Annotated in this window: 10 protein-coding genes; 4 read left to right on the plus strand and 6 right to left on the minus strand. The window is 45.3% G+C overall.

Annotated features, from left to right (window positions below; all coding sequences use genetic code 11):
* Window positions 1–216 precede the first annotated feature (216 nt).
* Window positions 217–1,950 (minus strand): hypothetical protein, encoded by a 1,734-nt coding sequence (locus tag J4N37_RS20175; protein WP_252043224.1) that lies wholly within the window; start codon window positions 1,948–1,950, stop codon window positions 217–219.
* Between the two features lie 353 nt (window positions 1,951–2,303).
* Here J4N37_RS20175 and J4N37_RS20180 point away from each other — a divergent pair, with 353 nt between their 5' ends.
* The 3 genes from J4N37_RS20180 to J4N37_RS20190 all read left to right on the plus strand — a co-directional run bounded on the left by J4N37_RS20180 (window position 2,304) and on the right by J4N37_RS20190 (window position 4,141).
* On the plus strand, window positions 2,304–3,275 hold the full coding sequence (locus tag J4N37_RS20180) for a peptidoglycan DD-metalloendopeptidase family protein (RefSeq protein ID WP_045390606.1): 972 nt from the start codon (window positions 2,304–2,306) through the stop codon (window positions 3,273–3,275).
* Window positions 3,161–3,616, plus strand: a complete 456-nt coding sequence (locus J4N37_RS20185; RefSeq protein ID WP_156145237.1) for a bactofilin family protein — start codon at window positions 3,161–3,163, stop codon at window positions 3,614–3,616. The genes J4N37_RS20180 and J4N37_RS20185 overlap by 115 nt, the downstream gene beginning before the upstream one ends.
* A 138-nt stretch (window positions 3,617–3,754) precedes the next feature.
* Complete coding sequence (locus J4N37_RS20190) at window positions 3,755–4,141, plus strand: DUF2541 family protein (RefSeq protein ID WP_171357382.1); 387 nt, start codon at window positions 3,755–3,757, stop codon at window positions 4,139–4,141.
* A gap of 41 nt (window positions 4,142–4,182) precedes the next feature.
* Here J4N37_RS20190 and J4N37_RS20195 read toward each other — a convergent pair whose 3' ends face one another.
* Complete coding sequence (locus J4N37_RS20195; RefSeq protein WP_252043225.1) at window positions 4,183–6,933, minus strand: M16 family metallopeptidase; 2,751 nt, start codon at window positions 6,931–6,933, stop codon at window positions 4,183–4,185.
* Window positions 6,934–7,239: 306 nt separating this feature from the next.
* On the opposite strand from J4N37_RS20195, the gene J4N37_RS20200 reads away from it, so the two are divergent.
* Window positions 7,240–9,126 carry a methyl-accepting chemotaxis protein gene (locus J4N37_RS20200; RefSeq protein WP_045390600.1) on the plus strand — a complete coding sequence of 629 codons (1,887 nt, stop codon included), beginning with the start codon at window positions 7,240–7,242 and terminating at the stop codon, window positions 9,124–9,126.
* A gap of 138 nt (window positions 9,127–9,264) precedes the next feature.
* Here the strand turns inward: J4N37_RS20200 and fecE are convergent, their stop codons facing one another.
* The 4 genes from fecE to J4N37_RS20220 all read right to left on the minus strand — a co-directional run bounded on the left by fecE (window position 9,265) and on the right by J4N37_RS20220 (window position 12,957).
* Window positions 9,265–10,029, minus strand: a complete 765-nt coding sequence (fecE, locus tag J4N37_RS20205) for a Fe(3+) dicitrate ABC transporter ATP-binding protein FecE (protein ID WP_045390597.1) — start codon at window positions 10,027–10,029, stop codon at window positions 9,265–9,267.
* A gap of 2 nt (window positions 10,030–10,031) precedes the next feature.
* Window positions 10,032–11,003: a FecCD family ABC transporter permease gene (locus tag J4N37_RS20210; RefSeq protein ID WP_045390594.1), complete on the minus strand. Its 972-nt coding sequence runs from the start codon at window positions 11,001–11,003 to the stop codon at window positions 10,032–10,034.
* Entirely contained in the window at window positions 11,003–11,968 is a 966-nt protein-coding gene (locus tag J4N37_RS20215; RefSeq protein WP_231572017.1) for a FecCD family ABC transporter permease, read from the minus strand. The genes J4N37_RS20210 and J4N37_RS20215 overlap by 1 nt, the downstream gene beginning before the upstream one ends.
* A gap of 65 nt (window positions 11,969–12,033) precedes the next feature.
* Window positions 12,034–12,957 carry a Fe(3+) dicitrate ABC transporter substrate-binding protein gene (locus J4N37_RS20220; RefSeq protein ID WP_252043227.1) on the minus strand — a complete coding sequence of 308 codons (924 nt, stop codon included), beginning with the start codon at window positions 12,955–12,957 and terminating at the stop codon, window positions 12,034–12,036.
* Between the last annotated feature and the right edge of the window lie 11 nt (window positions 12,958–12,968).

Raw genomic sequence — 12,968 nt, forward strand, 5'->3', positions numbered from 1 at the left:
ACTGTACTGTACCGTACAGTTTTAGTAAAGATACATTTGATCATTGATGAGAAGAAAAGATCCATCCCACTGATTTTTATCGATCTTATTTGGTGGTCACTTTTGAATGAAAGAGAAGAAATTTAAGGGCTGTCGCGAGAAAAACAAAAAAGGCAACACCGAGGTCGCCTTTTGATTATGAAGAAATGCTTCTAGATTGAAGCTGGTGAATCACGCTTATTGCTGCGCTACCGTCACTTGAGGCTTGGTTGAGCTTGTGTAATCGAAGTCAAACACAATGCCATCTTTGGTTACGTCCAAAGCCATACCACCGATAAGCTCACCTTGCAGGCTCATCTTCACGTCCTCCGGCACTGGCTCGCCAGACACTTCCGATGCTGTTTCAATCACTTCTAGTACGCGGTCTGAGTCCATAGTGAAGCTCAATAGACCATTCGCCGTTAGCGGTTGAGCCATGACTTTCTCACTTGCTGCCGCTGCTGCCTCACCACTGTAAAGCGTTAGGTGGCTGCCGTTTAGACGAGCAAATACATCCATTGGTTTACCTGCGTATGGTTCAAGCAGACCACCGATGTTCACTGGTTGGTTATCCGGTTGGATTTGAATCTGTGCCAACTCTGGCATGAACATTTGCGCCGTTTGCAGCAGCATGTTTGGATCGTCTGCTGAGATAGAGAAGATCGCATCCAGCTGACCTAGCTCAGGTCCGTATTGGCCATTCATGTTCACATCAAGACCGAACATTTCCATGCTCAAACCTTTCAGGCCATTTGCCATACCTGCGCCCATGCTGATCGCCGGAGCTGGGTTTTGGCCACGCATGTCATTTTGCGCTTGCGCTAGGATTGAACACTGGTACTCAGGGGTCGTTAAATCTGTCCAGATCTTACCAATCGCTGGAGCCAACGTTGCAACGTCTAGGCCTAATGCCACGCTAAACATGCTCTGCTCACCATTTGATTCCGCCAAGACACCGCGCACTGATTGCAATGCTTCAAGAATCACTTGGTTTTTCGATTCAACAACAAAGCCGCCGTTGATACGAGCCTTATCATCACCCGCGCTGTACTCGGCAAACGCGACCATTTGCGGCCAGTTTTCAGCGATTTGAGTGAACTCAGTGTGACACGCAGGAGAACGCAATTGATCTAACACTGGATCAGATTCAATTATTTTCAGCTGGCGAGCCATTCTGTTGCCATCCACTGTCGTCAGACCTTTGATGATTTCACGAATGTCAACAATACCGAATGAATTATTGCTCGCGCCGTATTTGTTTTGTAACGCTTCAAGACGACCAGAGTCGACAATACTGTTCTTCGGAGATTCAAGACCAAATGCCAGTTTAAGGGGGCTCTCAACACCGAGTTCAGGGATATCAAAAGTCACGGTCAGAACGTTATCCACAACAGCAACTACTAGGCCAATTCCCATTAATTTGTCTTGAGATTCGGTCAGCTCGTAACGGCGGTACTCCACTTTATCCAACTTCACAAGCTCATGTTGAAAACCTGAAAGCTGCTCTTGCTCGTCCAACGTTTTCCACAGTGCCGCTGGGTTCTCAAGCTGCACTTTGTATACCGGAATAAAACCTAAGGTGTAGATAACTGGACTCACAGAATCCCCTGTACCCATAAAGGCTTTTAAGCTCTCAGGAGAAGATGACGCCGCAATGTACGCATCCAAGAAGTTCACAGCAAACTCTAAACCAGGAGTTAACTCTTCTTCAGCAAATAGATCCGACATTTGCGGTTGCTGCGCTGTACCGAACGCATTCATGTATTCGTAGTAATTGATCGGTTTTGTTTGATAAGTGATCAGCAAGGTATCTGCAGGAACTTGACTAAGCAATGCATCTGAACCACTGCTGTTGGCAACTTCATTTTGATACAGGTAACCAGCCCCACCCGCTGCTGCAACGACGGCAGCCGCCAATAATAATTTTTTCACTTTCTACTCCATTTTGTGGCGGCATGAAGGAGCACTTCAGAGACCTAGCCAATTTTACATATAAAACCAACATCATAAACAGACCAAGCCCTGATTCAATTAACAATCAACCTTATTAATGAATATCTCAGAATTTATAAGATAAAACGTGATCTCATGTGAAAATTGCAGGTGCAGCATTCCCCCTCGACCGATAAATCTCATTCGTTAAATCAAATTTTCGCCTTTTGTTGAAGCTTTGACGTAACATCACGATCTCACAAACCAACTTCGTGTTGTACTGGAGAATTCGACTGTGTTTTCGTAGAGTCTAGACTCGCTCGATATATGAACAATCTTTGCAGATTAAATCTATGAAAGACCAGTTAACCATATCCGTGTCTACCATCAACGGCTCGAAGCATTGGTGCGTGACAAAAGCAATGCAAACTCGCCTAAAAAGTTTGCTGGCTGCTATGTCTATTGGGATATGTGCAACGACAGGATTGGTGTTTTATCTATATTCAGCCGTCGATAGTGCGGAGCTAAAACAAGCTGAGTTAGCTCAGCACTCTGTCGGTCTATCTGAAGAGGTAGCACAGTTAAAACAACTAAAATCTGAGCTAGAAAACGATCTTTCAGAAAGAGAAGAACAAATCACAACAGTCTCAGAACGTTTATCAGATTTAGAGTCTTCACTTGGGATGGCGACAGGGGTAGATTTGGCGAACCTAGAATCTCGCCTAGACACTGCTGCTATTGCATCTAATGTACGTATCGCAATGCTAACTCAGATCCCAAGTGGGTCACCGGTGGGAAAGGAAAGAATATCCTCTGGTTTTGGTAAGCGTATCCACCCGATAACCAAAACAACAAAAATGCATCGCGGCTTAGACTTTGCCGTCAACATTGGAACACCAATCTATGCTCCAGCAGATGGTGTTGCTGAGGTCACGCGGCGAAGCAACAAAGGGTCAGGTAACTTTCTTCGTTTACAACATTCCTTCGGTTTTTCTAGCTCTTATTCACACTTAAAAAGCTTTAAGGTAAAAAGTGGCGAGTTTGTCAAAAAAGGACAACTTATCGGAGTGTCAGGTAATAGCGGGTTATCTTCTGGCCCACACCTACACTATGAAATTCGATTTGTAGGGCGGGCTCTAAATCCGAGACCATTTGTAGATTGGAACGTTAACGAATTCGAAGCAATATTCAGTAAAGAACGAGGTATAAGATGGGAATCTTTAGTCAACACCGTGGAACAGAGAGTAGCCAAGCAACTTCAACTCTCATCGCCAAAGGATGTTCTGTTAGCGGAGAACTCAAACTTGAAAATGACATCCAAGTAGATGGCATCGTAAATGGTCAAGTAAATGTCGATAGTACGCTAATCGTTTCTGAAAGTGGCCGTGTAAAAGGCGACGTATACGCAAATAAACTCATTATTAATGGTATCGTCGAAGGTAACTGTTACGCCGAACAGATTCAGGTCCTTGAGAAAGGACGTATTACGGGTAAAGTTTGGAGTAATAACCTGAGCATTGAGCCAGGTGGCAAATTCTTTGGTGAAGCTGCAGAGTTACCAGAGAAAGAGGTCATTTCACTAAAGAGCAAGACAGAAGAACACCAAAAAAACCAGCCAAAAACACAAAGCTCAGATAACAAGCCAACATCTCGTAAGCAAGCATAGCAATAGTGAATATAGATTTTCATCCACAAACACAAAGTCAGCGGACTGTGAAATTTCATTCACAATGAGAAATAGTGCTAGCTGATTTTCATTAAGCTCGACTATGATTCGCGCTTCTGTGTTTTGATGATTATTTGAATGAAAATCTATACCGCTATTATCACGGCAGTCGTAGCCGCAACAACATTTATTGCACCAACTCATGCGGACGATAAATTCACTTTGGGTCGTACTATTTTGTTAGAACACGGTAACCTTGCAGCAAAGATCCCGATGGTCATTTGCCGCAACACTAACGCGATTAAAGTGAAAGCAGAGAAAGACTTAGAATTAAGAAAAGTCGTTGTGAGATTCCAAAATGGTGATGAAAAAACCATTCGATTCCATCGTGACCTGAAGAAAGACAAAATGACCGATTGGCGCTACTTTGGCTACCGCCGATGTGTGAAAAACATCGAGGTGTATGGTAACTCAGAAGGCTCAAAAGCTGGCGTTCGTGTTTACGGTAAAGAGAAGAACGACTAGATATTAACTAAAAAGGACGACCAAATGGTCGTCCTTTTTCATTAGGATTTAGGATTTAGGATAATCGTACTTCGTTTCGCACCCTTACCAAAAGAGTGCCGCGCCTGATTCATCACTTCTTCTAAGGTGAGCGATGTTGCCATGTGCTCCACATCAGACAGTACATCAATATCGTAACCTTGGATAAGGTACCTAGTGTAAGCCCAACCTCTATCCCCTGGGAGGTCAGCCAATTCACTCATATCTAAAACAAGTTGCTTCACCGCCGTATCCAATTCATCTTGAGTAATATTGACCAACAATTCATCAATTGTTTCATCAAACACTTGCTCTACTTTCGACACTTCTTTCGGATCAACCTGTGCTTCAAAGAACCAGTCAGTTACCTTTTCTCGGTCTTGTACGATCGAATAAACCGCCGGGTTGTAATCTAAACTCGCTTCTTCACGTAGACGGTCAAGAACTCTAGTAGAACTGATGCGTTGCAACACATCTTCGATAAAAATCGTTCTTGTCGAAGTCGGTTGCTCACTACTGTTAGTCAGCCTTAACAAAAAGAATGCGGACGGTTCATGCCCATCAGTAAACTCTATGTGTGACGTCGCATCTGGATTGTATTTCACACTGTAATCAACAGGTGAGGCTAACTCGAGTGGTATTGACGCAACATACTTGCGTAACAGAGGGGCAATAGATTGAGCGTCTAAATCCGCTACAATCACCATTTTGAAGCCTCTATCCTTTAAGAATAAGGTGTCGTGAACCGCCAGAATTTGCTCAGCAGTCACACCCTCTACATCATCAGGTAACACCATTCGATGGCGACTATTCGGAATATAAGCATTTTGGTTGACTGCTCTTAGCCATTTACCAATAGGAGAGTTCAGAAAGGTGTTGCTCTCTTGGCTATATTCTCTCTTCACCGCTGACAACTGACGAGCATCTACCTTAATTTCTGTAGCAACGTTATACACACCATTGAGTGCATTCGCTAATTGCTGTTTCGGTGCGACCATCTCAACACCATGATGGGTATCGCCAAGTAGAGGATACATACTCATCTCGTGTGTGCGTAAAAAGTTGTCCAATTCTGGTCCAGAGAAGTCACCTAAACCACTTCTAGCACCAACTAGACTTGCCACCTCATATGCGGCGTAAAGTGAAGGATCCAGTGCTGCTTTTCCGCCCTGACTTGCAAAGAAGATGTGAGCACGTTCGCCTGCTTTTTTATCTTGTTGGAACCAAACTTCAATACCATTCGACAGTGTAAATATTTCGAAGCCACCTTGATGCGGCTGCACTGAAACGATGTCACCCTCATTGCTTGGCTGAACAAAGCCTTCATTCTTGGCATACATTGCCAACGGTTTTTCACCAAGTTTTGCGTAGCTCGAATCAAGATCTACAAAGACATTGGTAAACTGTTGCTTCGCTTCCCCTTGAGCCAAACCAATAATAAAGGCTGGATCGTTGTCTAATAGTTGCGCTAAGTGCTTGTTGGCCTCTTTAACATCAAAGTGGTCAACGAAGTCACTTAAACTCATTTTATAGTCTTGTTTTGATTGGCTGACCAAATTCTGCTCAAGCTCATACACACGCTCATCAACGTAACTATGTGGCTTACGCTTATCCCAATCACTGTCAATATTGGTCAGTTCATTGCGATACCCCGCAATGACGGCCTCCAACTCCTCAGAAGAGACCCCATGATCTCGAAGGGAAGCCAAAGTACCAATGAATAGCGGGTGCATCTCATCTCTTTGTTCACGTGAGAATGATATTCCACCAGTAGACAGGCGACTGTAATTGTTAAAATAAGTCTGTGCATAAACGTATTGGTACGGCTGAGCAGCGTCATTTAGCACGGAGTACATTCTTTGTTGAATCAATTGTGATAGAACATCATCTGCCCATACTTGATGTTGCTCCTCACGAGTTTGGTATCCGATAGGCCCTCTATAAATCGAATAGTGGAGACTCGGAGACTCCATTGAGCTGCTTTCTAATAGCAAATCATCAGGCTTAAGTTGATTATCACGTCTCTTCACGATGTTTTCATCAGCAGTGCTTTTCCAATCAGAGAAATGCTTTTGAATGGTCTCACTCAGCTGCGCAACATCCACATCACCAGCGATTATCAGTTCAGCATATTGAGGCTGATACCACTGTTGGTAAAAGTTTTTCAGTCCTTCGGCTGTAGCCTGCTCTATCGATACCTTGGTACCTATGGGATCATTGCCTTCAAAAGGAGTGCCTTTTATTGCAGCATCGTACGCGTTGTAAGCTAATGATTTATCATCAGGAGTCGCTCTTCGCCATTCACCTAAGATAACGCCTTTCTCTTGTTCAACCTGCTCTGGCTCAAATGCGATGCCATCACTAATATCTCGCATCCATGTCAATGCCTCTTTGAGCATTTCATCATTGGCAAGGTCGAGCTTATAGGTGGTTTCTTCGTAGGAGGTAAATGCATTGATATCAGCACCAAAACTCCCTCCTGACTGCTCAAAGAACTTGATGACGTCATTGCCAGAGAAATGCTGGCTGCCATTAAACGCCATATGCTCAATAAAATGCGCATAACCTTTCTGGTGTGCGCTTTCCTGCAATGAGCCAATATTCATCTTTAAACGAATAGACACTTCTTTGTCTTGAGTCGGATAGATGTGGTATTTCATCCCATTCGCCAGTTGATCAACATGCCAATTAGCATCTGGTTGTATGGGGGTTGAAGGAGGAGTCAGCGCACAGCCTGACAAAAAAAGTGCGGGGAATAACAACATATTACGCATAAATATCGCCCTAGATATTGATAACTAAGCAAAATATATCGTTCGTGATGTATGCGTGATATTTAATATGACATTTCAGCATAATTTGTTTGATCTAGATCGCATTTTATAAAATGATAATCATTTAAGAAAGCAAGCTTACTACGCTCATACTGCTCGATTCATAGGATCTATGCCTCAATTTGCTTTATAAATTTAACTAAACCTCAATAATAAGACTCAGATCTGCATTTATTTCGACCAGTAAAATATAATGCAAAGACAATACATTTAATAAATCTATAATAATTACTTAGCGATATCTTTATGCTTAAAAATCTATCTTTAAAAAACAAGCTGGCCATCTCAGCCAGCGCTGCCATTATCCTCGGGGGAGTTTTGGTAGAGGGGTTGTCTTTTCGAGATGCACTGCAACGACTAGATGTCGAAGTTGAGCAGCGCCTTGAAAGTACAAGTGCTTCCTATAACCAATACGTAAGCGACTGGTTACTATCCAAAGAGAGAGCGTTAAAGTCACTGTCTCAGGATGCCGAAAAGTCAGCAATCGTCACCCACCTAAAACAGGTAAAGGACTCCGCCGCTTTTGACAACGTCTTCCTTGCTTACCCTGACGGTACTCAAGACAACGCAAACGGTGTTGTACTTCCACCGGGCAATGACGACCCTCGAAAATGGGGTTGGTACACCAACGCCATTGCAAATCCATCACAAGTCTTCATTGATAACCCAACGGTAGCTGCAGCGACCGGAGCAAATGTTGTTTCATTGGGTAAAGCCATTAACCTTCACGGTCAGACATCAGTGCTTGGTGCAGATGTAGAGATTGGCGATATGATCAATAGCCTTGATAAAGTCATTCTTCCAGGTGAGGGCTACATGTTCATTGCCAACGAGCAGGGCAATGTATTCATTCATAAAGACAGCAAATTCCTTAATCAGCCAATCAGTAAGTTAGGGTTAAGTTTTCAGGACATTGCCGCTATTTCTCAATCAGGTAATGACCGTCAAGTCAGTGTAGATGGAAACACCTTCGTTGTTTTTGCGAAGAAGATTGAAGGCACTGAGTTAACGACTGTGACTGTCATCGACCACAACTCTTTGATCGAACCACTTTATGACGCTGTTTGGGGACAAATCATCGCAACCAGTGTCGTGGTTATTCTTTGTGTCGCTCTATTTAACTTGTTGTGTAACATCCTTTTCCGTCCACTTTACAACGTTTCTAATGCGCTATCGCAAATCGCCAATGGTAGCGGTGATTTGACTCAACGTATCGAGGTAGAAAATCGCGATGAAGTTGGTGAGCTAGCGGAAAACTTCAACCTATTTGTTGCTAGCTTGCAGGAGTTGATTGGCCATATCCGTCATCAAGCGGTCGATCTAAACCAACGCTCTGAGGCAAGTACTCAAAGAGCAATTCAATCTGTTGACGAACTAAACCACCAACAACAAGAAATCACCATGGTGGCGACTGCTGTAACCGAGATGGCATCTGCGACACAAGAAATCGCTTCACACGCAGAACAGACGGCAAAAGCGGCGATTGACTCTTCGACCAGCACTCAAAATGGCCACGGCTTGGTAGTAAATACCAAAGAATCGATCAACAACTTGTCGTCTGAAGTTAATCAAGCAAGTATTGTCATTGGTGAATTGAATCAACACGCACAAGACATCAACACTGTGCTGTCAACGATCCGTGATATTGCTGAGCAGACTAACTTACTAGCACTCAACGCAGCGATTGAGGCGGCGCGAGCAGGTGAGCAAGGTCGTGGTTTTGCTGTAGTTGCTGATGAAGTTCGCGTACTGTCGCAACGCACACATACTTCAACGGAAGAGATAAAATCGACCATCGAAACCTTGCAGCAAACCACTCAACGTGCAGTGGCGATAATGGAAAGAAGCTCAGAGCTTGCAATTGGCTCAGTAGCCGATGCAGATCAAGCAGCAATGGCTCTCGACGAAATTAACGCCGCCGTTGCCCTCATCAGTGATATGGCAACACAAATTGCAACCGCAGCTGAAGAGCAAACCCACGTAACTAACGAAATCACACAAAATGTCACCACGATTAAAGACGTTACTGATCAGTTAGTTGTTGGGGCAGAAGAGTCAAAACACGAATCTTCGCAGCTAAAATCGCAAGCAGAAGATCTCAACTCAAAAGTGGCGACGTTTAAACTGGCGTAAACACTAATTCAACTCTAGGAACTCTAAACTCCAAGCCCCGCCACATTGCGGGGTTTGTTTTAAGCTACTAGCGTCTGTTGACCTCTCAAGCTGATTTTTTCAGCGAAGATGAACAGTCCCTAGAGTCAGTCCATCTTTTTAAATCGCTACGCACATCGGCGTGTTTGAGATAGGGTCACGGAAAACACGAGCTTTGAGGTCAAAAACATCACTTAATAACGTCTCGGTAAACACCTCATCCGGAGTACCTTGCGCCACTAGTTGCCCTTGTTCAAGTACCACCAAATGGTCGCAATATCGACAAGCTTGATTGAGGTCATGCAGTACTACGACTACCGTTTTTCCTTTGCTGTTCATCTGTTGCATTAGGTTCATCAACTCCACTTGATGCGACATATCGAGATAAGTTGTCGGCTCATCCAACATGACTACTTCCGTATCTTGTGCCATCACCATCGCAATCCATGCTCGCTGGCGTTGACCGCCAGATAACGACTCAACGGGCTGTTCGGCAAATTCAAAGACCCCTGTGTCGTGCATCGCTTGTTCGACAATAACTTGATCCTCTTTCCCTAGCTTTCCCCAATGTGATACATAGGGTGAACGGCCATATTCAACCAACTTTCTCACTGTTATCCCCTCGGGGCTGACCAAAATTTGTGGTAGCAGCGACAACGAGCGAGCTAGTGCTTTATCAGCATAATTCGATAAAGGTTTACCTTCGAACATCACTTCACCTGATGTTGGCTTATTGATTCTTACCAAGGTTTTTAACAAGGTCGATTTTCCGCAACCATTCGGGCCGATCAACGCGGTAATCTTGCCCTTTGGAATGGAGACCGACAAGTTAGGAATGATGATGCGTTTGCCGTACGCGACGGAAAGGTGCTGCGTTTCAAGCATAGTTACCAACCTCGATAACGATAAAGAAGAAAAATGAAATACGGTGCGCCAATTACAGAGGTAAGTACGCCTGCTGGTAGCTCAATCGGAGGTTGCAACCCTCTGGCTAATCCATCAGCGCAAGTCACTAGTGACGCTCCTAAAAGCGCAGAAGCAGGGATGAGTAACTTATGGTTATGACCGAACAACAAGCGAGCCAAATGAGGAGCCAATAGTCCAACAAAACTTATGGTGCCCGCAACAGAAACACTCATGCTTGCTAGCAAGACCGCCGCAACCAGAGCCATTACTTGAACTTGCTTCGGCTGAATACCAAGCGTGGTCGCACTCTCCTCACCTAGCCCCATGACATCCAGCCGCCAAGCCAACAAAAATGCCAAGGGTAATAGTAAGATTAACGCGCTCCATATAAATGGCACTTGCTGCCAGTTTCGTCCCCATAAGCTGCCCGTTAGCCAGACCATTGCGGTATTAATTTCAAGAGGGTGAGTAATCAATAAAAAGTCGATGCCACTCGCCAGAAAGGCACTGACAGCAATACCAATTAACGCCAACCTTGCTGGAGTTGGCTTTGATCGCCATGCCAAAACTGCGATCAAACCAGCTGCAAACAACCCGCCCATCATTGCAACTAACGGCAGCCAGCTAACAGGTGCATTCGGGAACCAAACCAGACTTGCCGTTGCTGCAAGCCCTGCTCCGGCACTGATCCCCATGAGATCCGGTGAGGCGAGTGGATTGCGAATGACGCCTTGCACCAGCATGCCAGAAAGCCCTAACCCCGCCCCGACTCCAATAGCGAGCAACATACGTGGTAGACGATATTGGTTAATCACAAAATCATCACTCGAAAACGCTATGAGTTGCTCCATCACCTGAGAAACAGAGAGAGAAGCGGCACCAACCAACAAACCTGCAATAGCCACAGTGATGAGAAACCCTGTCAAAAGCAAAAGCTTCATATGATCAAACATTATGCTCTCCTCATCGCGATCAGAATAAAACAAGGCGTACCAAGCAAGGCCGTAATAACACCAACTGGAGTTTCTGTCGGGAACGCAATTGCTCGAGATAGTGCATCAGACCACATAACTAGTGCCGCACCAGCCAAGGCACAAATGGGGATCAATAGGTGATAGTTATGGCCGACTATAGGCCTGACTAAATGAGGAATAAGCAAACCGACAAAACCGATTGGCCCTGCGACCGCCACGCTGGCACCAGCAAGCAAAACAATGGTCATTCCGCTCAACAAACGTGTAAGCTTAATATTACTTCCAAGCCCAATCGCCACATCTTCTCCCAACGCTAACAGGTTGAGGTTGCGCGCCAAACTCATGGCCAACAGCAAACCCAACAAAGCTGGCGGCCAGAGTTGCTGCCACTGTTTTGAGTCGGCACTAGAGAGTGAGCCCGTAAGCCAATGCAGCACGCTGTAAGCCATATCGTCAGCGAGGATCAGTGCTGCTCGGGTAAGGCCAATAAGTAGCGCACTAACAGCGATTCCCGCTAAAACCAAGCGCAATGGATGAGAACGAGCTGAGAAAAAACCACCGAGTAACATAACGACCAAGCCACTAAGTAAGGCGCCAAAAACTGAATTGAGGATGGGAGGAATCCCGCTCAACACCGGTACACCAATAGCAGCTAAGGCCATAAAACAGGCCGCACCTGCATTGATGCCAAGAATCGATGGTGAAGCCAAAGGGTTACGCGTTAAACCTTGCATCAACAATCCAGAAACGGCAAGGCACGCTCCAACCATCAAGCTGACGTAAGCTCTTGGCGCTCTTAATGTGGCGAGGATTTGATGGGACATATTACTCTCATCAAAGGCCAACCAAACTTCTGTTAAATCATGCAGAGTGAGCGAAAAATTCGACCACCCCAGCATGGACACGAGATAACCGGAGAACACCAAGCCCAGTAGCACCAGCATAAATAGAACCGCTTGCCATGGAAACACAGATAGACGAGAGCGGCCGCTAGGCATCGTTATATCACTCATGGCGCGTCCACAATCCGTTCTAGATTTATCGCCATCTGCTCCGCAGCGAGCATGCCTCGATTGAGTGACCACAACTCAGGGGACACCTCTATAATACGTTGCTTTTTCGCTGACGTGAGTAGCTTGAATAACGGGTTGCTCTGCCAATCATCCACCACGTTAGGGTGCGAATACGCTCCAATAAGCAACCAATCAGGATTGGTTTTAAGCAGTAATTCAAAACTGGTCGGAAGATAGGCTTGCTCACTTGGTTGAGTGATTGGACTGGCTATGCCTAATGCCGTTAGCACCCCTCCGGCATAAGATACAGGGCTGTGCAGCCACATACCTTTGTCCGAGACCACTGCAAATTGGATGGTTTGTTTCAGAGAGAGCTGCTGCTTGTACGCAGCCATACTTTGACGATGCAATTGCAGGCGAAGCTCCATCTCTGCTTGTTTATTAAGAGCGACGCCCACCTTACGAGCGGATTCCAAATTCTCGTGATACGTCTCACCTCGGCTTTTAAGCAATAATGTTGGTGCAATTTGCTGCAAATCTTGATAGATGGTGCGATGCCGCTCGGCATCTGCAATAATCAAATCCGGCTTGAGTATAGCAATCGCTTCTAAGCTTGGCTGCGAGCGCATTCCGACCGATTGCCATGGTTCAACTAAATCGCGTACTGCGGGGATCACGCGAGAAGCGTCGTTATCATCTGCCACCCCAATAGGTGAAACACCCACAGCCGCGAGCGCATCCACAAAAGAAAACTCCAAAACCACTACTCGTTGCGGCGTAGTAGCTATCTCAAACTGCCCCTGCTCATCCTCTACGACTCGTGTCATTGCTATACTTGAGAAAGAGAACAAGTTCAGTAGCGACAAAGCAAGGGCCATTGCCCACCGCTGTGAAGACGGGAGTCGAGTTACATTTATCATATTTATTTTCT

Origin of the sequence: Vibrio sp. SCSIO 43153, from assembly GCF_023716625.1 — a bacterium.
Lineage (GTDB): Bacteria > Pseudomonadota > Gammaproteobacteria > Enterobacterales > Vibrionaceae > Vibrio > Vibrio rotiferianus.